This is a genomic window from Sphingobacteriales bacterium (assembly GCA_016711285.1).
Lineage (GTDB): Bacteria > Bacteroidota > Bacteroidia > Chitinophagales > UBA2359 > JADJTG01.
Map to the genome: position 1 here is coordinate 543409 of JADJTG010000002.1, position 23076 is coordinate 566484.

Annotated in this window: 21 protein-coding genes and 2 pseudogenes; 11 read left to right on the forward strand and 12 right to left on the reverse strand. The window is 39.8% G+C overall.

Annotation, left to right across the window (positions count from 1 at the left end):
* Nucleotides 1–32 precede the first annotated feature (32 nt).
* The 4 genes and pseudogenes from IPL35_02575 to IPL35_02590 all read right to left on the reverse strand — a co-directional run bounded on the left by IPL35_02575 (nucleotide 33) and on the right by IPL35_02590 (nucleotide 6380).
* The gene (locus tag IPL35_02575; protein MBK8442349.1) at nucleotides 33–956 is read right to left on the reverse strand and encodes a Dam family site-specific DNA-(adenine-N6)-methyltransferase; all 924 of its coding nucleotides are present in this window, start codon (nucleotides 954–956) and stop codon (nucleotides 33–35) included.
* Entirely contained in the window at nucleotides 953–1870 is a 918-nt protein-coding gene (locus IPL35_02580) for an EcoRV family type II restriction endonuclease (protein MBK8442350.1), read from the reverse strand. The genes IPL35_02575 and IPL35_02580 overlap by 4 nt, the downstream gene beginning before the upstream one ends.
* Before the next feature lie 207 nt (nucleotides 1871–2077).
* A pseudogene (locus IPL35_02585) lies at nucleotides 2078–4281 on the reverse strand (ATP-dependent DNA helicase RecQ).
* A 425-nt stretch (nucleotides 4282–4706) separates the two neighbouring features.
* Nucleotides 4707–6380: a glutamine--tRNA ligase/YqeY domain fusion protein gene (locus IPL35_02590; GenBank protein MBK8442351.1), complete on the reverse strand. Its 1674-nt coding sequence runs from the start codon at nucleotides 6378–6380 to the stop codon at nucleotides 4707–4709.
* A 164-nt stretch (nucleotides 6381–6544) separates the two neighbouring features.
* On the opposite strand from IPL35_02590, the gene IPL35_02595 reads away from it, so the two are divergent.
* The 7 genes and pseudogenes from IPL35_02595 (at nucleotide 6545) to IPL35_02625 (ending at nucleotide 11836) form a co-directional block, all read left to right on the forward strand.
* A complete protein-coding gene (locus IPL35_02595; protein MBK8442352.1) occupies nucleotides 6545–7444 on the forward strand; it encodes a lysophospholipid acyltransferase family protein in 900 nt (299 codons plus the stop codon).
* Between the two features lie 345 nt (nucleotides 7445–7789).
* Entirely contained in the window at nucleotides 7790–8305 is a 516-nt protein-coding gene (locus IPL35_02600) for a hypothetical protein (GenBank protein ID MBK8442353.1), read from the forward strand.
* A 250-nt stretch (nucleotides 8306–8555) separates the two neighbouring features.
* A complete protein-coding gene (locus IPL35_02605; GenBank protein ID MBK8442354.1) occupies nucleotides 8556–9815 on the forward strand; it encodes a hypothetical protein in 1260 nt (419 codons plus the stop codon).
* A 296-nt stretch (nucleotides 9816–10111) separates the two neighbouring features.
* Nucleotides 10112–10465 (forward strand): GIY-YIG nuclease family protein, encoded by a 354-nt coding sequence (locus IPL35_02610; GenBank protein ID MBK8442355.1) that lies wholly within the window; start codon nucleotides 10112–10114, stop codon nucleotides 10463–10465.
* Between the two features lie 164 nt (nucleotides 10466–10629).
* Nucleotides 10630–11016 (forward strand): hypothetical protein, encoded by a 387-nt coding sequence (locus IPL35_02615; protein ID MBK8442356.1) that lies wholly within the window; start codon nucleotides 10630–10632, stop codon nucleotides 11014–11016.
* A 232-nt stretch (nucleotides 11017–11248) separates the two neighbouring features.
* A pseudogene (locus IPL35_02620) lies at nucleotides 11249–11688 on the forward strand (PIN domain-containing protein).
* Nucleotides 11678–11836 carry a hypothetical protein gene (locus tag IPL35_02625; protein ID MBK8442357.1) on the forward strand — a complete coding sequence of 53 codons (159 nt, stop codon included), beginning with the start codon at nucleotides 11678–11680 and terminating at the stop codon, nucleotides 11834–11836. The pseudogene IPL35_02620 and the gene IPL35_02625 overlap by 11 nt, the downstream one beginning before the upstream one ends.
* A 320-nt stretch (nucleotides 11837–12156) precedes the next feature.
* On the opposite strand, the gene IPL35_02630 is transcribed toward IPL35_02625, so the two are convergent.
* Nucleotides 12157–13410 (reverse strand): methionine adenosyltransferase, encoded by a 1254-nt coding sequence (locus tag IPL35_02630; protein MBK8442358.1) that lies wholly within the window; start codon nucleotides 13408–13410, stop codon nucleotides 12157–12159.
* Between the two features lie 234 nt (nucleotides 13411–13644).
* On the opposite strand from IPL35_02630, the gene IPL35_02635 reads away from it, so the two are divergent.
* Nucleotides 13645–15168, forward strand: a complete 1524-nt coding sequence (locus tag IPL35_02635) for an alpha/beta hydrolase fold domain-containing protein (GenBank protein MBK8442359.1) — start codon at nucleotides 13645–13647, stop codon at nucleotides 15166–15168.
* Nucleotides 15169–15243: 75 nt separating this feature from the next.
* On the opposite strand, the gene IPL35_02640 is transcribed toward IPL35_02635, so the two are convergent.
* The 6 genes from IPL35_02640 to IPL35_02665 form a co-directional block, all read right to left on the reverse strand.
* Nucleotides 15244–15843, reverse strand: coding sequence for a hypothetical protein (locus tag IPL35_02640; GenBank protein MBK8442360.1), 600 nt, complete (start codon nucleotides 15841–15843; stop codon nucleotides 15244–15246).
* A gap of 8 nt (nucleotides 15844–15851) precedes the next feature.
* Complete coding sequence (locus tag IPL35_02645) at nucleotides 15852–16460, reverse strand: hypothetical protein (protein MBK8442361.1); 609 nt, start codon at nucleotides 16458–16460, stop codon at nucleotides 15852–15854.
* Nucleotides 16450–16992, reverse strand: a complete 543-nt coding sequence (locus IPL35_02650) for a hypothetical protein (GenBank protein ID MBK8442362.1) — start codon at nucleotides 16990–16992, stop codon at nucleotides 16450–16452. The genes IPL35_02645 and IPL35_02650 overlap by 11 nt, the downstream gene beginning before the upstream one ends.
* 52 nt (nucleotides 16993–17044) lie before the next feature.
* On the reverse strand, nucleotides 17045–17578 hold the full coding sequence (locus IPL35_02655) for a hypothetical protein (protein MBK8442363.1): 534 nt from the start codon (nucleotides 17576–17578) through the stop codon (nucleotides 17045–17047).
* A 113-nt stretch (nucleotides 17579–17691) separates the two neighbouring features.
* Nucleotides 17692–18096 (reverse strand): transposase, encoded by a 405-nt coding sequence (locus IPL35_02660; protein ID MBK8442364.1) that lies wholly within the window; start codon nucleotides 18094–18096, stop codon nucleotides 17692–17694.
* A 14-nt stretch (nucleotides 18097–18110) separates the two neighbouring features.
* Nucleotides 18111–18665: a winged helix-turn-helix domain-containing protein gene (locus tag IPL35_02665; protein ID MBK8442365.1), complete on the reverse strand. Its 555-nt coding sequence runs from the start codon at nucleotides 18663–18665 to the stop codon at nucleotides 18111–18113.
* A 310-nt stretch (nucleotides 18666–18975) separates the two neighbouring features.
* Here IPL35_02665 and IPL35_02670 point away from each other — a divergent pair, with 310 nt between their 5' ends.
* The 3 genes from IPL35_02670 (at nucleotide 18976) to IPL35_02680 (ending at nucleotide 20543) form a co-directional block, all read left to right on the forward strand.
* Nucleotides 18976–19497 (forward strand): hypothetical protein, encoded by a 522-nt coding sequence (locus tag IPL35_02670; protein ID MBK8442366.1) that lies wholly within the window; start codon nucleotides 18976–18978, stop codon nucleotides 19495–19497.
* Nucleotides 19494–19835, forward strand: a complete 342-nt coding sequence (locus tag IPL35_02675) for an NIPSNAP family protein (GenBank protein MBK8442367.1) — start codon at nucleotides 19494–19496, stop codon at nucleotides 19833–19835. Before IPL35_02670 ends, IPL35_02675 begins: the two co-directional genes overlap by 4 nt.
* A gap of 489 nt (nucleotides 19836–20324) precedes the next feature.
* The gene (locus IPL35_02680; GenBank protein MBK8442368.1) at nucleotides 20325–20543 is read left to right on the forward strand and encodes an EamA family transporter; all 219 of its coding nucleotides are present in this window, start codon (nucleotides 20325–20327) and stop codon (nucleotides 20541–20543) included.
* A 258-nt stretch (nucleotides 20544–20801) separates the two neighbouring features.
* Here IPL35_02680 and IPL35_02685 read toward each other — a convergent pair whose 3' ends face one another.
* Nucleotides 20802–22961, reverse strand: coding sequence for an RNA-binding transcriptional accessory protein (locus tag IPL35_02685; protein MBK8442369.1), 2160 nt, complete (start codon nucleotides 22959–22961; stop codon nucleotides 20802–20804).
* Between the last annotated feature and the right edge of the window lie 115 nt (nucleotides 22962–23076).

Here is a 23076-nt window from a genome sequence, read left to right on the forward strand (position 1 = left end):
ATTTTGCCAAACGTTCGCGGTGGTTCTGCTTCTCATTCGTCCCAGTGTATTGCTAATTGTTCAGGTCGGGTTTGCACTTTCAGTCCGTGATTATGTGTTTTAAAGTTGTCTGTGTCGAAGTTGCAAACCAATGCCTCAACAACTGTCCGCCTGTTCTCAATGTTGCCACCGTTATGATAAAAATGGTCTTTTGTTACAATGTTGAATTTGCTCCAAAACTTATTTATCATTTCGTTCTCTCTCCAGTCATTATGATGCCAAGTTGAAAGAATAAATTTTGCTTTTGTTTCGGAAAGTAAGTTGAATAAAAGTTCCTCGTCTTGCTGAGTCCATCCGTTATAGTAGTCAACGTGTCTGCCGTAATATGGAGGGTCGCAATAGATAATGTCGTTTTCTGTCGCAAGTGGAATAATGTCTGCAAATGATTTATTGTAAAAAGTCCACTCAGGTTTAGGTTGTATGATTTGCGAAACTGTAGAAACCTGATTTGTGATTTTAGTGATGTATGCTTGTGCAAAACGGTCGGGTTTTTTACAAAAAGGAATATTCCAGTTACCCTTGCTACCAAAACGCATCATTCCGTTGAAACCCGCTCTTGAGAGGAAAATAAAATCGTAAGGTGAAAACTCTCCACTATTGAAACGTGTCCGAACTTTTAAGTAATGCTCGTAGCCATTATTCTCTGCTTTGCTCAATAACTCGCCTTCTCTTTCGAGATATTGTTTCATTAAAGGAGCAGTTATTGTTTTGTCTTGAATACCCTTGTAAAAATTGATGATGTGAGGATTAGTGTCGTTGAGTATAGCTTTTTTGTAACCACAATTAAAAGCTACAACACCAGTTCCAAGAAACGGCTCTATCCACTTGCCCGAAACTTTTGGGGCAAGTTCCATTATCCAAGGAACCAACTTGGTTTTTATACCTTGACTTTTTATTGGTGGAACGATTACTCTCATTTCGTTTTCTTGTTAGAAGTTTTAGAAACGATTTTATCCAAAAGGTCAGTTCTACCTTTGAACTCCAAGAAGTCTTTAAGTGTGGTGATTTTGGTCGGTTTTCCGTCTTTTACCATTGTAGCCGAACCGTAATTTATCCAATATTCGTCAAACCATTCTTCACCTAACTTGCTGAAAATTCCATTTTCATTTTTCAGGTCTTCAATGTCGAAGATTGAACCGATGTTTGCAGTGTTTCCCGAACCTTGCTTGTCGCTTGCAATTTTCCATTTCTCTGCTGCAAAAAAGTCAAAGTCCTTAATTACAGAAGTAATGGATTTTAAGTTTTTAACTGTCGTAACTGAACGTTCACCAACTTTTTTGTTTGGTGTTTCATATTCTTCTTGAAGTTCCTCAACTTGATAAATTTCCGTTTCTGCAAGGTCGTCTGAAACGTCTGTCCGTGTGTAAATAACGCCTAAGCAATAATGTCCAATGTATTGATTGTATGGAAACTGAATATTCTTGTCCTTATCTCTCTCTTTGAAATAACCACCGTGACTACCAAGCGTAAAACCTGCCGTTTTATCGTTTCTTCTGAAAGTTGTTTTAATGTCGAGTGCAAATTTGACTTCTTCGTTGTCCTTCTTAACGAAAGTCAAGTCAGGATACCAATTCTGCTTCTCGGCAAGAATGATTTTATAGCCGATGCTGTCGGCAAACTGTAAGATTTGCGGAAAGATGTGTATTTCAAGAATTTTAGAAACGATTTTCGTGTCGGAAGAGATTGTGTAAATGTTCTTGTAAACATCAATAAAGCCCTTTACAGTCCAGTCGCCATTGTCGGTAGAAACATATTTTTCGAGCTTGTCTGCAAACTTGTCAAGTTCCTTTTTGAAGTCCGATTTATGCTTGTTTTTATCGTTTAAATTCATCTATCAAATGCAATTAAAATTGTCGTCCGTTTTGCTGTCTTTTCAATGAAGCACGGTCATTTCAGAATTACGTCTAACGTTTTTGAGCTTTGCGCAGAGCGACGTTAGGAGCTTTGACGCAAAGTCCGTGTTACGAGATGTTATTTTTGAGCCTCTAACTCGGTCATATTTATAATATCCCATAACAATCATCTATCCGCAGTAAAATTAATTTGCCATATCGCTCAAAAACTGCACCCGCACCAAGCGCACATCATCTAAAGACACTTCGCCGTCATAATCAATTTCTTTGATAGCGAGTTCGGGGTCGTCTGTTTCGGCGTTCATAAAATAATCATATACCTCTTCCTGCAATTCCTCATCAACCACATCGCCTATATAATAGGATAAATTCAGCTTAGTGCCCGACGACACAATACTTTCTATTTCGGAGAGCAGCTCCTGCATCGTCACGTTGCTGCTGCGGGCAATTTCGGGCAAAGGGATTTTTTTATCCACGCTTTGAATGATGCTCACTTTCATACGCGATTTGTTGGCAACCTGTTTGGTTACAAATTCGCTGGGGCGGTCAATATCATTTTCTTCTACATATTTTTCAATTAGGTCAATGAATTTCGGGGCATATTTCAGGGCTTTTCCTTTGCTCACTCCAATAATATTCGCCATTTCGTCTATCGTAATGGGATAAGCGGTTGCCATATCATTGAGCGATATATCCTGAAACACCACAAAAGGCGGCACTCCCATTTGTTTGGCTACGCTCTTGCGCAAATCTTTGAGCATAGCGAGGAGGGTTTCGTCCAATGCCACTGTTTTTTCTTCTGCCCCTTCGTCCGCGTTTTCTTCTTCGGAGTATTGGTGGTTGAGTGCCATCATCACCGAATAAGGAGCTTTGAGGAAGGCGCGTCCGGTGTCGGAAATTTTAATAATACCGTATTCTTCAATATCTTTTATCAAAAAACCCTGCAATAGAGCTTGGCGATAGATGGAGTTCCACAGATGGGAGTTTTCTTCTTTTCCTTTGCCGAAGTTGGGCAAAACATCTTGTTTGAGGGCGATAATTTGTTGGGTACGAATACCGTTGAGATAATCCACCAAATGTTTAATCTGGCTATTTTCGTCCAAATCCTGCACGGCTTGCACAGCGATTTTGATGTAGTTTTTGGCATCTATTTTTCTCTGGGGTGCGCACAGGAGTCGCAGCCGCCGTTACAATTTTTAGCATCAAATATTTCGCCGAAATAATGGAGCAAAAACTGCCGTTTGCACGAAGCCGACTCGCTGTAAGCCACTACCTCTCCCAAGTGCTGCGCACCTATTTCGCGCTCCATCACGGGCTTATCGCGCAAAAACTTGTCCAACTTGTTCATATCTTTGTAGCTGAAATAGCCCACGCATTTACCTTCCAGTCCGTCTCGTCCGGCTCTACCGGTTTCCTGATAATAGTTTTCCAAACTTTTGGGCATATCGTAGTGTATCACAAAACGCACATCGGGCTTATCAATACCCATACCGAAGGCGATAGTAGCGACAATGACCTCTATTTCTTCCATCAAAAAATGGTCTTGCACCGTTGAGCGCGACACAGCGTCCAATCCGGCGTGATAAGCAGCCGAGCGCACACCGTTTACTTGCAATGTTTCGGCGAGTTCTTCGGTAGTTTTGCGGTTGAGGCAATAAATAATACCCGATTTTCCCTGATTATGCTTTACAAACTGAATGATATTGCGAATAGTTTCTTCTTTTTTGAGTTTAGGGCGAATTTCGTAGTACAAATTCGGGCGGTTGAAAGAAGAAATAAAGATATTGGGATTTTCCAATTTGAGGGTTTTCACAATATCGGTGCGCACTTTGGGCGTGGCGGTGGCGGTGAGGGCGATGATGGGAATCTTTTGTCCCAAATCTTCTATCATCGTGCGGATACGGCGATACTCGGGGCGGAAGTCGTGCCCCCATTCCGATATACAGTGTGCTTCATCAACCGCTACAAAAGATATTTTGAGTTCTTTTAAAAATTGTATGGTGCTGTCTTTGGTGAGCGTTTCGGGGGCAATATAGAGCATTTTGGTATTACCGTCGAGCAAATCGTCTTTCACCTTTTTGAGTTGCATTTTATTGAGGGAGGAGTTCATAAAATGCGCCACAGAGTCGTTGCTGGAATAGCCGCGCACCAAATCCACCTGATTTTTCATCAAAGCAATGAGCGGCGATATAATAATGGCGATGCCCTCACTGAGCATAGCAGGCAATTGGTAACACAAAGATTTGCCGCCGCCAGTGGGCATAATAACAAAGGTGTCTTTGCCCTCCAAGAGGCTTTCTATAATTTCTTTTTGTTCGCCTTTAAAAACCTTAAAACCGAAATAGCGGTTCAATGCGTTCAATAATAAGCTGTCTTCTGTATGATTCATCTGTGACGATTTTAACCTTTTATGATAGTTGGCTATGGTATCTGAATAGTTTTGCTGTTGTAGCTGCATGTAATTTTTACCTTTTAAATTTACGAGTTTTTTTAGATACAAAAAATTTTTTTCAAAAAATATATGTAAAGATTTTTGAAGTGTGTCGGGAATGGATATAAATAGAAAGAAGTGTTATAATAATCTGTTTTTCAGCAGGTTATAAATTGTTTAACAGATTGTGCCTGATATTTTTTTTTACAAATAACGCCGTAGGCTGAAGTTTGTTATATTTTTGAACGGATAAAATATAAATTATTGGCTGCTGCCGTTCTTTTTTCTCACAAAAAAAGATAGAAACAAAACATACCATTCAGTTTTGTATGCTTTGTTTCTATCCTGAAAAGATATTTTATATTACAACAGCAATGCGCTGATTATTCTTTTTTCATTTCCTTTGACCAAGAATCCTTTAATCCTACTGCCATATTAAACACAGGTTTTTGCGGCGTGGAGTCTGTATCGGCACAGAAATATCCTTTGCGCAAAAATTGATAGCGGTCGCCTGCTTTGGTTTGCAGCAAAAACGGCTCTATGAGGGCGTTTTCTACCACAGTGAGGCTGTCGGGGTTGATAAATTCTTTAAAGTCCACGCCCTTGTGTCCATCAGGGTTTTCGTCAGAAAAGAGGCGGTCGTAGAGGCGCACTTCGGCGGTAGCGGCTTGTGTGGCTTCTACCCAGTGCAATGTTCCTTTTACAGGCAAGCCCGATGTGTCGCTGCCGCTTTTGCTTTCGGGAAAATAAGTGCAATGCAATGCCGTAATGTTGCCTTGCTCATCTTTAAGGGCAGCATCGCAGCGAATGATATAAGCATTTTTGAGGCGCACCATACCACCCACAAACAAGCGGAAATATTTTTTCGGCGGGTTTTCCATAAAATCGTCCTGCTCTATCCATATCTCGCGCCCAAAAGGTTGCAGGTGTTTTTCGGAGTGTTCGTCTTCGGGATTATTCACCGCCTCCACATATTCTATATGATGTTCGGGGTAGTTGGTAATAACCACTTTAAGTGGGTGCAGCACTGCCATAGCGCGGGTGGCTGTTTTGTTGAGGTGCTCGCGCACACAAAATTCCAACAATCCCACATCTATCACATTTTCGCGGCGGGCTACCCCTACCCGCTCGGCAAAATCACGAATGGCTTCGGGGGTATAACCACGGCGGCGCATACCCGAAATAGTAGGCATACGGGGGTCGTCCCAGCCGCACACATAGCCGCCGTTTACCAATTCGAGGAGTTTGCGTTTGCTCATCACGGTATAATTGAGATTGAGGCGTGCAAACTCTATTTGTTGGGGTTGGTAGATGCCCAATTCTTTCAAAAACCACTCATACAAAGGGCGGTGTACTTCAAATTCCAGCGTACAAATAGAGTGTGTGATGCCTTCTATGCTGTCGCTCAGTCCGTGTGCCCAGTCGTACATAGGATAAATGCACCACACATCGCCGGTGCGGTGGTGATGTGCTTTTTTGATGCGGTACATCAGGGGGTCGCGCAGGTGCATATTGGGCGAAGCCATATCTATTTTGGCACGCAACACACATTCACCTTCTTCAAAATCGCCGCGCCGCATACGCTCAAAAAGCTCCAGATTTTCGGCTACACCTGTATCACGGCAGGGGCTGTTTTTTCCGGCTTCGGTGGGTGTGCCCTTCATAGCAGCGATGGCTTCGGCACTGCTGAAATCGACGTATGCTTTGCCAGCTTTGATGAGTTGCACGGCATATTGATATAATTGTTCGAAGTAGTCGGAGGCATAGAGTTCAGCGTCCCACTCAAAACCCAGCCAACGCACATCTTCGCGGATAGAGTCCACATATTCTATATCTTCTTTCACGGGGTTGGTATCGTCAAAACGGAGGTTAGTTTTTCCGTTAAAAGTATTTTTCAGCCCAAAATTCAAACAAATACTTTTGGCGTGTCCTATGTGCAAATAGCCGTTGGGTTCGGGCGGAAAACGAGTGTGTACTCTTTTTTGATATTTATTGCTTGCTATATCGTTTACAATAATTTCTTCAATAAAATTTAAAACTTTTTTTTCTTCCGACATAATGAATAACTGAATAATGTATATATAAAATGTATTCTGCCGCAAATATCGCAAAAATAATCAACGCCGTTAGCGGCTTTTTTGTTTTGGCGGCTTTAAAAAATGGTGTATTCCTATATTTTAGCCCGAAACTGCTATCTTTGTCTGCCAAAACAAAGTTTTTTATGGAAGCCATCGGTTATTATGCGGTACGTTTGTTGTTGAGCAGTTTTCGTTTTATGCCTTTTCCGGTATTATACGCCTTGTCGGGTGCGGTACGGGTATTGTTGCAGCATATCATCGGCTATCGCAGCAAAGTAGTAACGGACAATTTGCGCCGTTGTTTTCCTGAAAAAAGCGAAGCCGAATTAAAAAACATCGCCCGCCTTTCTTACCTCAATCTGAGCGATATTACTTTGGAGGCGTTTAAGGGCTATTCGATGAGCGAAGCGGTATTGCAAAAGCGTTTTAAGGTATTAAATGCCGAACTGCCACAGCAATATTTAGATACGGGGCGCAAAGTGATGCTGCTCGGTGCGCATTACGGCAACTGGGAATGGGGCGGTGTGAGTATTCCTTTGAGCTTGAAACAAATGACGGTAGCAGTGTATAAAGCTATGAGCAACAAGCGATTGGAGGAGTATATGTTTCATCAGCGTGCCTATCGCAATTTGTATTTAGCACCCAATTCGCTCACCGAGCCTACTTTTGCCAAATTTGCCAACCAAGCTGTGATGTTGGCTTTGGTAGCCGACCAAAATCCCAGCAATGCCGACCGCGCCTATTGGATAGATTTTGTGGGACAAGACACAGCCTGCATACACGGTCCTGAAAAATACGCCAACCTCTACGATTGTGTAGTGATGTATGGAGAGGTGGAGCGTGTGCGGCGCGGCTACTACGAATTTAAGTATGTGCTGCTCACCGAAACGCCGCGCCAACTGCCCGAAGGCGAACTCACGCGCCGTTATATGGGGCATTTGGAGCAAATTTTACGCCACAAACCCCCAAGATTGGCTCTGGACACACCGCCGTTGGAAACATCAGCGAGAGTCTGTAAAATAAGTCGAGTCAATTTTTTATAACTTTCTGACGATCAATACCCCAATTTAGCTTTAGCTCATCATTATTTGAGTTAAGGGCGTGCCTACCAAGCATTGGTGCGTGCCACATTCCCCCTTTTGAGGCGGTAAGGGGGTGTAAAGAGCAGTTTTTAATCTCAATAAAGTAAGAAACTTTGTCAAAGTTGGAATGCTCAAGCTCTGAGGAGCGCCGCTCAAGCGCTGAGGAGCGCCGCTCAAGCGCTGAGGAGCGCCGCTCAAGCTCTGAGGAGTGCCGCTCAAGCTCTGAGGAGTGCCGCTCAAGCGCTGAGGAGCGCCGCTCAAGCTCTGAGGAGTGCCGCTCAAGCTCTGAGGAGTGCCTACCGAGCATTGAGGAGTGCCTACCGAGCATTGAGGAGTGCCTACCGAGCATTGAGGAGTGCCTACCGAGCATTGAGGAGTGCCTACCGAGCATTGAGGAGTGCCTACCGAGCATTGAGGAGTGCCTACCGAGCATTGAGGAGTGCCTACCGAGCATTGAGGAGTGCCTACCGAGCATTGAGGAGTGCCTACCGAGCATTGAGGAGTGCCTACCGAGCATTGGTCCGTGCCTACCGAGCATTGGTGCGTGCCTACCGAGCATTGGTGCGTGCCTACCGAGCATTGGTGCGTGCCTACCGAGCATTGGTGCGTGCCTACCGAGCATTGGTGCGTGCCTACCGAGCCTGGGTGCGTGCCTACCGAGCATTGGTGCGTGCCTACCGAGCATTGGTGCGTGCCTACCGAGCATTGGTGCGTGCCTACCGAGCATTGGTGCGTGCCTACCGAGCATTGGTGCGTGCCTACCGAGCATTGGTGCGTGCCTACCGAGCATTGGTGCGTGCCAAATTCCCCCTGGGGGGATAAGGGGGTGTAAAGAGCAGTTTTAACTTTGACAAAGTTTGAAACTTTGTCAAAGTTGGAATGCCCAAAGCACTGAGGAGCGGCACTTAGCTATTAGTAAGAGAACAAATTTGAGAAAAAAAACAACATCAGAGATATAAATATACTTATGAGTTGCGTATATTTGCCTATATTGGATTGATATACGCAACTTTGTGCGTATATCTGAATGTTGCCTGTAATTTTCAAAGACCACAACTAAACAAATAATATTATGATTTTAGAAAGACACATTAGACATTTTAAAGATTTTGAAACACAAACATTTGTTTCGACTAAACAACTCTTGAAACTTTTTGACAAGAGAGACGAGTATAAAAATGATTTGCTATCAATTTTCAAAATTGACCCAGCAATAAATAATATTTTTCAAATTGGAAATTGTAAACAACTTTTAAGTTCAATAAACTCTTTAGACAACCAATGCGAAAAGATTGATTTGCCTTCAAAAATTAGAGACATTCAAGTTAAAAAATTACTAGAAAATGAAAAAGCATTGTTTGAAGTTTTCAATGTTAAAAATCCATTTATTCTAAAGAACATAAAAAAAGATTTACTAACCGTTGAGAGCAGGTATTCTGCAAAAAATGATTTACTTGAATATTATAACTTGAGCAAGTTTGCAAATTATCTAAGGGATAATGAGTACGATGATTTAGTTAATACTATAAAAGAGTATCTGAAAGTAAAAAATTCAAAGAATGATGATTCCAAAAATTTACGATTATTATATCACATAGAAGAAAATAAATTTTATTTCAGAGCATTAACGTCAACAAATGATTATAAAGATTTTGGAATAAATTTTTCAGCATTTGTTGCAATAGTTTCATTAAGTAAATTTGTTGACAAAAGCAAAGAAACAATTTATATTGACAATTACTCCGTTGATGACTCAAACATATACGTTTCATTTTCTTTTCAAAACAAACATTCAATTAATAGCAATTTAACTCTGTCGTTTAATTTAATACTTGAAAATGATGAAGTGAAACGCAACGCAGTTGCATTTAATGGACTTTTCAAATTAGAGGTTGAACAGAACAATAAAAAATCGGAAATATTTTTAAAACCTAAAGGCTTAAAGAAAGAAGACACAAATATTCCTGTTGATTTGCTTACCTATCCACATAGAGGAAACGTAAAATCAGTTTACGAAAAAATTGAAGAATTACCAACTCTTATAGAATTCTTCATTAAGCAAGTAAGTCAAGACGCTAAAACTATTTCTAAAATAGAAAGTCCGGATGAAGTAAGAAAATTTATACTATACAAAATCGGACAAGGGAAGAAATCGGAATTTCAAGTATATAAAGATGCTGTAAAAAAGAAACTTGCAAGTATCTCAGTAAACAATACATTTAAACTATTTGAATTATTAAGGCAAGTAGAAGACCTATTTGAGAATGATGATATAATATCTAGAAACTATTGGAGAAGTAAATTATACGAAGCCCTAATTGAAAAAAAATAAAACTACAGGCAACACGAACTGTGCAAAAAACCAAGAAAATTAGTTTGTACAATGAGTAGTGACGAACTTCGTTTGCCAATACCTACTACCGAACTTACTAATTTTACTAATTCAGGGTCTGCCAAAAGTGGGGCAAAAGTGCAAGCCTCAACATTTGGAATTAGCTTTGCTGAATCTTCGATTTCTATTGAACATTATCGTAAATTTGAGCATTCGTATTTCAAAATTCCCCACCTTCGCCAAGCCCCAAACCGTTGTGCGTCATACAAAAAAGACCCCTTAATTGACAGAATAATATGAACAATAGACCTTATACAATAAAACTTTTTATGCCAAATGGCAATCCTAATTCAATAAAAATAATTGAAAAGATGAATTGGACTGGCGTTGGAATAGAAATGTCAAGAGACGACTGGGAAACGCATAAGAGCAGAAAAGAATTTGACCAAGCAGGAATATATGTTTTAATTGGATATGCAGAAAATTCAGATTTACCAACAGTTTATATTGGACAAGGCGATGGTATTCGAAAAAGAATAGAATCTCATTATAAAGAAAAAGCGTTTTGGGAGAAACTAATTATTTTTGTTTCAAGCAATAATGGACTTAACCGAGGACATATAACTTGGCTTGAATATGCCTTTAATTAAAATTGCAAGAGAACATAATCGCTGCATTCTAGACAATGGAACAACTCCAAACGAGCCAATATTAACCGAGTCAGAAAAAGCAGACACAAGAGAGTTTTTAACCGAAATGTTGAGCATTTTTCCATTGGTAGAAATCAAAATATTTGACAAAGCAAAAGTTATTGATGTTAAAAAGAAACAAACACAGCACAAAAACAGACAAAAATATTCAAGAGACAATTATAGTTCCGGCAAACGAAGACGGATTTACAGAAGTGTTTTTAAATCAAGACTGTTGGTTTGCAATTAGAATTAGTGGTGGAAAGTTGAACGAAATAAAATACATTGCTGCATATCAGACAGCACCTATTTCTGCAATCACTTATTATGCAGAAGTAGAATCAATAGAAGCATATGGAGATGGCTCAAAATACAAACTAAACTTTAAAGGGAAAGCAAAGAAAATAGAACCGATAAAATTTACAGGTGCAAAACAAGGAACATTACAAGGACCGAGATACACAAATATTGACAAACTTTTAAATGCAAAAATGTGGAAAGAAGTATTCTAAAAAATGTACATACGCACAATAGGGATTTGACAAAATGGAAGCAGAAGTGCTAAATTTGAATATTCGTACTTTTGTCAACATTAGTGGTTAATTGAACATTTAAGTTTCGATTTCCCCCACTTCGCCAAGCCCCAGACCGTTAGTGGCAATGCTTGAAGACCGTTAACAGAAGAAAAATACATAGTTAAAAAAGAAATTTTGTAAATTTATTAAGATTTGAGCAAGATAGAAAATGAAACAACGATTTTACTTTGACACTTCTGTTTTTGGAGGCATTTATGATATAGAGTTTGAGGAAGAAACACTATAACTTTTTGAGCGTGTAAAATTTCAGACTTGACTGAAATTGAGCTTTTAAGAGCACCTGAAAATATCAGAACTTATTTCAGAAATTTGCCAAAAGAGAACCTTGAAAGAGTAATCGTAAATGCAGAAATAATAGAGCTTGCAACAAAATACATTGAAGAAAAAGTAGTTGGAAAGACAAGTTTTAACGACTGTTTACATATTGCAACAGCTACTTTATATAAAGCTGACATTTTAGTTAGTTGGAATTTTAAACACATTGTAAACGTTTATAGAATTAGAGGTTATAATTCTATAAATTTGAGAATGAATTATTTATCATTAGAAATTAGGTCGCCAAAAGAAATTTTAGAATATGAAGACTAAAAAGAAAATTGCCGAAAAAGAGTTTGACACAGTGAAAACTTTTAGAGAAATTAAAGAGAAAATTTCAAATGAATTAGTTGGAAAGACAACTGAACAGATTTTGGAATATTTGAAAATTAACAGTTTGAAATTGCAAACAGGAAAATAGCACTGCCACTAACAATGGTTTTGCATAATGGGGGCAGAAGTGCTAAATTTGAGCATTCGTACTTTTATCAACATTGGTGGTTAATTGAACATTTAAGTTTCGATTTCCCCACTGCGCCAAGTGCCAAACCCCTTACCACCAATTGTAAAACACCACCAAAGCAGACGATTATTAACAAGAATGAAGTATAAAAAACATCAGAGAAGAAGAACTAAAAAACAAGGTCGGTGCCGATTGATTTAAATCGGATAAAAAAAAGCGACAGTAAGTTTAGAACTCCTCTGTCGCTTTATCAGAAATAACAAAAAATGGACTTTATTCTATAATGAAAATGCTTTTTTGATAGCATCTACATAATCTAATTTTTCCCAAGTAAATAATTCTACTTCCATTGTTTTTTTGTTGCGCGAGCCATCGGTGAATATTTTTTTCACGGTTTGGTGAGCGCGTCCCATGTGCCCGTAAGCCGCTGTTTCAGAATACATCGGGCTGCGCAATTTGAGGCGTTGTTCGATAGCGTAGGGACGCATATCAAAAATTTTGCTGATTTTTTCGGCGATTTCGCCATCAGTGCCTTTTACTTTTGCTGTTCCGTAGGTATTTACATACAAACCCACCGGTTGGGCAACACCGATAGCATAAGCCACCTGCACCAATACCTGATCGCACAAACCCGCTGCTACCATGTTTTTGGCGATATGGCGAGTGGCATAAGCCGCAGAGCGATCCACTTTGCTGGGGTCTTTGCCGCTGAAAGCACCGCCGCCGTGTGCGCCTTTGCCGCCGTAAGTGTCCACGATAATTTTGCGACCGGTGAGTCCGGTGTCGCCGTGCGGACCACCAATAACAAATTTTCCGGTAGGATTGACGAAGTATTTAATATCGTTGCCGAATAATTTTTGGAGGCGTTTGGGCAATTTGGCTTTTACGCGCGGTATCAGCACTTTTTGAACATCATTGCTGATTTGTTCTAACATTTTTGCTTCTGCCGCAAAATCATCGTGTTGGGTAGATACCACAATCGTATCAACACGCAAGGGGCGGTGGCGGTTGTCGTATTCAATCGTCACCTGACTTTTGGCATCGGGGCGCAGATATTTCATACGCTTACCTTCGCGGCGAATATCCGCCAACTCTTCCAGCAACAAATGCGACAAAGACAAAGGAAGCGGCATATAATTATCGCTTTCGTTGGTGGCATAGCCAAACATCATACCTTGGTCGCCCGCGCCTTGTTCTTCTTTTTTCTTTTTATCCACCCCCTGATTAATGTCGGGCGATTGTTCGTGTATGGCACTCAATACACCGCAGGAGTTAGCTTCAAACATATATTCGCTTTTGGTATATCCTATTTTGCGAATAACATTGCGTGCAATTTCCTGCACATCTAAATAAGTAGCAGACTTCACTTCACCTGCCAGCACCACTTGTCCGGTTGTTACTAAAGTTTCGCAGGCTACTTTTGAATCGGGGTCAAATGCTAAAAAATGATCTACTAAAGCATCGGATATTTGGTCGGCAACTTTATCGGGGTGTCCTTCCGATACCGACTCTGACGTGAATAAATAAGACATATGGATTATAATAAATTTTACAGATAGAATATTAAAAAATTAAGTTGCTTTCAAATTTCGAACGGCGAAGTTAGAAAGATTTTACAGAAACTTGTTTTAAAAACCTTTAAAAAGATATAAATTAAGGCTGTATTTTAAAAAAACGGGCTGTGTTTATGGCAGATTTTTAAAAAAACACTTACATTTACTCGCAATATTCTTTTTTATTAAAAATATTTTTCAACAACAACATTTATGAATTATAGATTTTTATTAGTAGGTTGTTTATTGTGGCTATGTGGAAGCCAACAACAGGCAGAAGCGCAATGCGATCGTTATCGTGCGGCGGTTTTCAGTGATGTGCAGGTAGATACATCTATTGTATATAATGACCTCAACGGGCGTTTGTTAGATGTGTATTATCCAAAAAACGACAACAGCAGCATTGCCCGCCCTTTGATATTGATGGCACACGGCGGCAGTTTTGTGGGCGGCTCTAAAGAAGATGCCGACATATCGGCATTTTGTACCGAATTTGCCAAACGCGGCTATGTGGCAGCTTCTTACAATTATCAGTTGGCGAATTTTGCTTTGGAATTAGCCGACTCCGTAAAGATGATGAGCTATGTGACCCGCGCCATTCAGGACGGTAAAAGTGCGGTTCGTTATTTTCGTAAAAGTATAGAAAACGGTAATCCGTACAACATTGACAATACTTTGATTTTTGTAGGAGGTAACTCCGCCGGTGCGATTTTGGCACTGCACGTTGCCTATATGGACGAAAGCGACCTCAACGGCGATGCTTCCGCCAAATTGGATAGTTTGGTGACATATTGGGGCGGTTTGGAGTCAGGAGCAAATCAGGGCTATTCTTCGGCAGTGGCAGGCGTAATTAATCTGGCGGGCGGATTGAACGGTATCAATTTTTTGGATAGCGGCGAAGTGCCTGTTATTAGTTGCCATGGCGATATGGACGGCACCGTTCCTTTTGATTGTCAAGATGTGTATTGGGGCGATACGGGGCTTTTGGGTACGCTGGATTTGGTAGATGTATGCGGCAGCGGACCTATCCACGAGCGGGCAATGGCACAGGGAGTACCTTCGTGGCTCAAAGTGTATGAAGGAGCCGACCACGTGCCTTGGAGCTATAACGAAACCGACTTTTTCAGCGCATTGGATTTTGTAACTACCCATTTGTACGATGATGTTTTGCCCGAAACCTTTTTGCAGCAGTATGCACTGCCCGCGCCTATGTTGAATACAGATGATATTGTAATTACACCCAACAGTGTGACGCTTTCGTGGGAGCCGGTACAGGGAGTGGATATGTATCATTTGTATATAGACAACGGCACAGAACCCGGACAAATGGTAATGGTGATGGGTACTAACTATACTGTTAATAATCTGCTACCCAATCAGGTTGTAATGATTACGGTAACTGCCGTAAATATGTCTTTGGGCTGCGAAAGTTTGGGCAGTTCGGTGGCAGTGAATACAGATGATGCCGTAGGCGTAGAAGCAGCGGTGACATTGCACAGCAGCATCGCTCCCAATCCGGTGAGTGGCGGGTATTTATACTGGTCGCTGGAAAACGCACTTGCAGGCGGCGAAAGCATTTTGCGCATCACCAATACTTTGGGGCAGGTATGCAGTGCAGGCAGCAGCTACGAGCCGCAGGGAACAATAGAGGTGGCACATTTGCCAAAAGGTGTATATTGCCTTGAAATCGTTCAAAATGGCAAAGCAGCAGCCAAGCATATTTTTATAAAAAATTAAACAATTTTCGTTTAGTCTTTTTTGCGAAAAAGGGAGCAGCATTTTTAGATGTTGCTCCCTTTTTTTGTATGAATTTTATTGCAAACTTAAAAATTGATGCAGCCTGACATCATTATCTTTGAGTTGGAGCAGTTTCATGTAATTATCACCGTAATAAATAGCTATCAAATCTTTGCTGATGACCGCAATGCGCCTTAATAAACCCTCCCTTGGTTTTCCTTCAATGCCGTTGTAAAGTATATATAAATCGAACTCATTTAATGGAGTAAAACGTTGTATCGTCTGTTGCTCTATATTATATTTATAAAGACGAAAAGACAGGTTCGTCGAGCGCATGTCTCCAAAAATTGCTTTTAGAATTATACTATCATTCCATACAAAAGATGTTTCCAGCGTATCTTCTCCAAGACTGAATAAATAATCCCATTCTTTATTTTTTTTGGTATAACCGATACTTCTGCCGTCGGAGAATTGCAGTTTTTTTATAGCATCGCCCTGCATCGGTGAGAAAACAGGCTGTATGAAATTGACATTTGTTCTAATAATATCACCATCTACAATGGCTATTTTATCTTTAATTAGTGGTTTTATAGCCTGAACGGTTTGCTGGGCATTGCACTGAATACTCCATAAAAGAAAACCCAACAAAGCAATATAATACACACTATAAAACATAAGCAACTCTATAGGTTTTTTACAACAATAGTATTGTTTTTAATTTGTATAAGGCGGCGTTTGGTTTGTTCCGCAGTACCATATAACAACACTATCAAATCTTCGTGCAGGGTGCGTATCTTTATCAAGTTTCCTTCGTGCAGGGTGCTGTTGTCCAATATTATTTTTTCGGCAATGGCTTGCAGACTTTTTTTGGGCGCATTGTAGCGATACACCGAAAGGAGCACATCGCTACGGAGGCTGTCTGTGAAAGCGGCTGAAAACAAAAGAGAGTCGCTGAGGGTGAAATATACGATATTGGAGTCGCTGGGAGCTATACTGGCACTCAAATAATTTGATGAGGGTACGGCAAATTTTGACGCATCAGGAAAAGTGAGCAATATTTTATTTTTTTTATTTCTGCTCACCTGTACTATCCGAAGAACAGGTTTTTCATCAAGAAAACCATCAAAATTCCTTAATTCACCATTAAGCAAATAATTGGCAATACTTTGTTGATTCTCTGTTAGATGTTGAGCAGAAATATTTATCATACTACTACACCACAGCAGATAAAACGCCACAGATGGAGCGATAATTCGTATTTTTTTAGAAAAAATATCTATTTTATAAATCATATATATATGCTTTGTTTTTTTTAAAATAAACTAACCTATAATTATCTATGGGAGATTTTGGTCTTTTTTTGTGCCTCAGCAATAGCATATCACCGCTCAAAATTTGTACGCTTTGAAGTGGACCATCAGGATATGAAAAACCAATATATTCAATTAAAAGCGTGAAATAATTCTTACTTCTACAAGCAACCATTTTATTTTTTAAATTAAGGTTATACGTTTTTCCGTATAGTATTTTGGTAACAAAACTTAAATTTAAATATAATAAAGTGCTGTCATTCCAAACAACATAAACAACCTCTTCATCGGAACGAGGTAAAGATATAATTGGATTGCATGTATCTTTTCCAACTAAAATATCCACATCAGCAAAACGCAATAACTTATTGCCTGTTATGGTATCATTTTTTCGTTCATAATCAACCTCCACAAACGGAATAGGTTCTTTTATCCAAACATTATTCAGGCTGTCGAATTTTTCGTTCGGGATAACATAATCTTTCAGTGCTTTCTCCTGTGCTGCAAGAGACAAAAACAAAGAAAATGATATGAAAATGTAAAAAATATAGTTCATTTTGTATCTTTTAAAAATCTTTACCTAAAACTTCCTCTCTCATACGTTTGATTTCAGGCAGACTGACTTCCTCTTGTTTTTTCTTATATTTATCCCATACTACCAAGGTGTTTTTATCTTTAAATTTCGCTGTGAGAAGTATCGAATAAGATTGATGATAACGATACCCCTCTTTAGGATAAAACAGATTAAACCAATCTATATCTTCCCAAAACCCATTTTCCTTATTGTTATAAATCCTAGTATAGTAAACATGTATCCCTTCGTCATATATATAAGCAATAGTATCTTTATCTTCCATAAACCAATCTAATAATCTTCCATTTCGGTTGTTTTTAAAAAGGGTATCTATTGGAATATCTTCTTCCATCAAAGTAAGATAAGTTCCATCTTTTAACTCCAAAGTATATACACCTCCTAATTTTTTGTCGGAGGCAGTTTGTGCGCTTGCCACCAATGACAGCCAATAAACACACAGCAAAATGATACAGAAATATTTTTTATGGTTTTTCATATCATTTGTTTTTATTTCTGAATTTTTCAAGATTAACTCTGTTTATTTCCAGTATTTGCTTCCTAAATTCTTTTTCTTTGGGGTGCTTTTCTGCCCAAATCCTTTCTTCTTCTTCTAAATTATTCCCTTTCGGGAGATAGATATTAATTTTTATTGATAAGGTCATCAATATGTTGTAAAATATTGACAATTTGAGTTTTAGTAAATATTTTTTGTTTAGTTAGTTCATTGATATGCTGTTCAAATTTTTGTAAAGAGTCTTTACAATCAGCGTTGTGCGTCACATTTAACCTTATCAAGTGTATGGCATACTCTACCAAATTAAGTTTTGGAGAGTAAGGAGCTAGGTATCTAAAATCTATTTCAAGATTTAATTGAGCCGTCAATTCTTGATAAATTGTTTTCATTTTCTGCTTATGTGTGCGGTTATTATCCAAATAAACAACTACTTTTTTAATCCCTTTATTTTGATAAATAAGTGATAAATCGGCAAAATATTGAGCTACTTGGTTGGCTTGGAACAGACAATCCGCATCAAAAAGGTCAATGGCTAAGAATCCGTTTAGTCTTGAACGTTTTTTTCATTGGTAACCACCAAAGGGCGCGTGTTTTTCTCTGCCCAGCCGTAATAGGAAGTGGGTCTTTCACTTATCGAAAACTCGTCGTATATCAAAACGGCGGTGGTATCATCAGCTACCAAAAGTTGCTCTTTTAAGTCTGTAACAAAGGCTTTTTGTTTGTCTTTATCGGCATTGCCATAATCAAAATGGGCTTTCTGGTGGCTCAGATTTAAGCGTTCTAATAAGTCATAAATGCCTGATTTATAAACTACTCCATAGGTGGCTTTCAGGTAGGCTTTCATCTCGTTGCCTGTCCAAATATTTCCCTTTAAACCTACCTCCGAGGGACGTTTATTTAAAACAACTTCCTTAAAATCAGACATTTGAAGCTCGCTTAGTTGGCTGGGTTGTTTTCGCTCAACCCGCTTGCATAATTGCTCAAAGCCGCCCATAATATACTCATTGATATATTTACGCACACTTTGCCAATGTACATTCAATTCCAAAGGGATTTCTTTAAATTCTTTCCCTTGATTATACAGAAAAACGCAACGCAATTTCCTGCGTATGTATTCTATTTGATGACGATGATAATACTTCTGGTATTCTTTCTCGTCAAATCCTCTTTGATCAAATTTTGTTCTACTATAGCCCATAACACAAAGTTATAAAATATTAACCAAATGGGAATAAAAAAATGAAAACAACGAGGGGCAAAGCATACAACGGTCCTGTTGGCTAAACGCCGCCACGATAAACGATGAAAAAAGGAAAAACGCCATACAACAATGTGTAAATATTTACAGCAATCTTTAAGTGTCGTTTGTAGTACGACACACCTCACAAACAACAATTAAACAAAAGAATATGCAAGATTTTAAAATAAACGAAAATGGACAATTAGAAGTTTTTGCTTCGCCAACTTCTTCTCACACCGACTTTGACTTTTACATAGGCAAATGGAATATTCATAACAAAAAACTTAAGGAACGACTAAACAACTGTGACGAGTGGATAGAGTTTAACTCAACTGACGACACTACTCATTTGTTAAAAGGTTTTGCTAATATGAATAAATTTTCAGCTACTTTTGACGGAGAACCATTTGAAGGAATTGCAATCAGACTTTTTAATCCACAGACAAAACTATGGAGCATTTATTGGGCAGACAGCAACGCAGTTTCCTTCGACCCACCAATGGTTGGCTCATTTGACGGAAATATCGGAAAGCTATATTGCAAAGACACATTCAAAGGACAGGACATAATTGTATTATTTCATTGGGACAAAACCGACATTGACAATCCAGTTTGGAGCCAAGCATTTTCAACAGACAATGGAAAAACGTGGGAATGGAATTGGTATATGTATGCAAGCAGAATAAAATGATAACAGAAATAAGAATTTACAAACTCAAAGAAAATTCGTCAGCGAATTTTATTAAAGTATTTACAGAACAATCTTTGCCAATGATGAAACGTTGGAAAATTGATGTTGTTGACTATGGTTTTTCACTTATTGACAAAGAAAGTTTTTATTTAATTCGCAATTACGAAAGCGTAGCTCAACGTAAAGAAAGCCAAGACGCATTTTATGGAAGTGATGAATGGATGAACGGGCCTGAAAAAGAGATAATGAATTGCATTGATACTTACAACACAGTTGTAACAGACAACGCAACATTCTTAACGAAATTGAATGACGAAAAAAGAACAACGAAAGGCTAACACATCGGTTTGGTAAAAATGGGGCAGAATTGCAAGCCTCAACTTTTGGAATTAGCGTTGCTGAATCTTCGATTTCTATTGAATATTGTCGTAAATTTGAACATTCGTATTTCAAATTTCTCGCTCCTAACTCCCCCAAATGTTATTTGCTATGCTGCTGAACGACACAACCAAATTAATATCAAGCACTTTTAGAACAACTTTGGGGACTTTCTATCCAACGACACTTCATTAGTTGGAGGAATAATTTTACTAATTGGTGTTTTGATAATTATTGCATTGCTTACTAAATATTCAAAAGTAAAAATTCCTATTGGTTGGTGTTAGTTGTAATCCACCCAATTGGAGCGACAATTGGAAATTATATTTCACAAAACCGACGGGTCTAAATTTTGGTAATACTTGGACAAGTATTGTGCTTATAATTCTTTTTGCAATTATTTTTTTCAGTCATAAAATATTTCCAAAACTTGAAAAACAAAAATTAATATGGAAAAGTGGATAGTTTACGCAATAATTTCTATGCTTTTCGCAGGAATAACTTCGGTAGTTGCAAAGTTTGGTATGAAAGATTTAAGTAGCGACACTGCACTTGCAATTAGGACATCAATTGTATTTTTAATTGTCATAGCAAATGCCTTTTTATTTAGAAATGCCTCCGCAGAGTTGCAACAAGCACCAGCAAAAAATCTATCATTCATTTTGTAAAAAAAGAGCCAATGACAGTGAAAGTATTGACAGGTGCAGGTTTTATATTAACAGGAATGATAATACTAATTTGGAAATGACAGCATAAAGCCCAGCCCTAACTTTTATGTTTTGTATCATACGGGCTGACGTGCCAACAACTTCACAGAGTAGTTTTTAATTGGATTTTGATAATAATATCGGCTCTGGTGCTTCAATTTTAAGCCCGAACTCAAAAGCCTGAAACCATTAACAACAACTGTAAAAAAAAATACCGCCTTATATTTCTTTCATCGTTAAATAAATGCGCTTGCGGGCTATATCTACTTCCAACACTTTTACTTGCACATTTTGCCCCACTTTTACTACTTCTTTGGGGTCTTTGATAAAACGGTTGCTCATTTGGCTGATATGTACCATACCGTCCTGATGCACACCTACATCTACAAAAGCCCCAAAATTGGTGACATTCGTAACTATACCGTTCAGCACCAAACCGCTGTATAAATCTTCGATGCTGTTGAGGTCGCTGCGGAATGAAGGTGCTTCAAAAGCACCGCGCGGGTCGCGCCCGGGTTTTGCCAACTCGTTCATAATATCCTGCAAAGTGGGCAGCCCTACTTCCGCATTCACATAGCGTTTGATGTCGATGCGTTTGCGCATATCGGCGTTTTTTATCAAGTCCTGCACCGAACAGGCGGCATCTTTCGCCATTTTTTCTACCAAGATGTAGCGTTCGGGGTGCACTGCACTGGCATCTAAGGGGTTGGCTGCCTGACGAATCCGCAAAAATCCCGCCGCCTGCTCAAATGCCTTTTCGCCCAAACGTGGCACTTTTTTCAATTCGCTGCGACTTTTGAATGCACCCACCTGCTCGCGGTAGGTGACAATATTTTGTGCCAACTGAGGTCCCAATCCCGACACATACATCAATAATTGTTTGCTCGCCGTATTTACTTCTACGCCCACCGCATTCACACAACTCATCACGGTATCGTCAAGGCTTTGTTTGAGGGCATTTTGTTCCACATCGTGCTGATATTGCCCCACTCCGATAGATTTCGGGTCTATTTTTACAATTTCTGCCAAAGGATCCATCAAACGCCTGCCGATAGAAACTGCTCCGCGCACCGTCAAATCCAAATTCGGAAATTCCTCCCGCGCCACCTCCGATGCCGAATAAATAGAAGCTCCACTTTCGTTTACCATCACTACGGGCGGTATTTCGGGTATATCTATGCTTTTCAAAAATGCAGCCGTTTCTTTGCCGGCAGTGCCGTTGCCCACTGCTATGGCTTCTATTTCGTATTTCTTGCACCAATGATGCAGCGATAATACGGCATCGCGTTTTTTGTGGCTGTCTTCGCTGAAAGGATAGATAGCACTGTTTTCTAATAAAGTACCCTGCTCGTTGAGTATCGCCACTTTGCAGCCGGTACGAAACCCCGGGTCAATGGCGAGTACGCGCTTTTCGCCCAAAGGAGATGCCAATAAAATATGGCGCAGATTTTCGGCAAATACGGCGATGGCTTCGCGGTCGGCACGGGCTTTGGTTTCGTTGCGTATTTCGGTTTCCAAAGAGGGCTGCAACAGGCGTTTGTAGCTGTCGCTGATGGCTGATTGCACTTGTTTGGAGGCGGCATTTGCGCCTTTGAGGTGTTTTTTAGCTATCAAAAAAAGTGCTTCTTCCTCTTCCGGTTCTATAGACAAGCGCAAAAAATCTTCGTTAGTGCCGCGCAGTATCGCCAGCATGCGGTGCGATGGTATGCGTTTGATGGGTTCTTTCCAGTCAAAATAATCTTTGTAGGTGAGTGCCTGCTCCTCTTTTAGCGGCGCAATACGCGAAGCAATTACACCTTTTTCAAAAAATAATTTGCGCAATACGGCGCGGGTGTCGGCATCTTCATTTATCCATTCGGCGATAATGTCGCGTGCGCCGGCGAGGGCTTCTTCGGTGTCGGCAACGCCTTTTTCGGCAGATACAAAAGCGGCAGCACTTGTTGTTATATCTATATTTTTTTGCTCATACAGCAGTTGTGCCAGCGGTTCCAAACCTTTTTCGCGGGCGATGGAAGCGCGGGTGCGGCGTTTGGGTTTGTAGGGCAGGTAGAGGTCTTCGAGTACACTTAGAGTGGTAGCTTGTTCGAGGGCGGTTTGCAATTCGGGCGTGAGTTTGCCTTGTGCGGCGATGCTCTCCAAAATGAAAGCGCGGCGTTTTTCGAGGGCTTCGAGTTCGTGGAGGCGGTCACGGATTTGTGTAATTTGTACCTCATCTAAGCTGCCGCTTTGTTCTTTGCGATAGCGGGCAATAAAAGGAACAGTAGCACCTTCGTTCAGCAGACGACACACGGCACTTACCTGTGCAGGGCGCAAGGAGAGTTCACGGGCAATTTGTTGTTCAAAGGCGGTTTGTAAAGGATTTTCGGCGGCGTTTGTCATTTTTTTCTTTAAAAAATAAAAAAGGTAACAAAAATGAGGCGCAAAGATAGAAGGATTTTCAATAAATGCCCCAAAACGACATAATTTAAAAATCAGCACATAAGCAAGTACATCA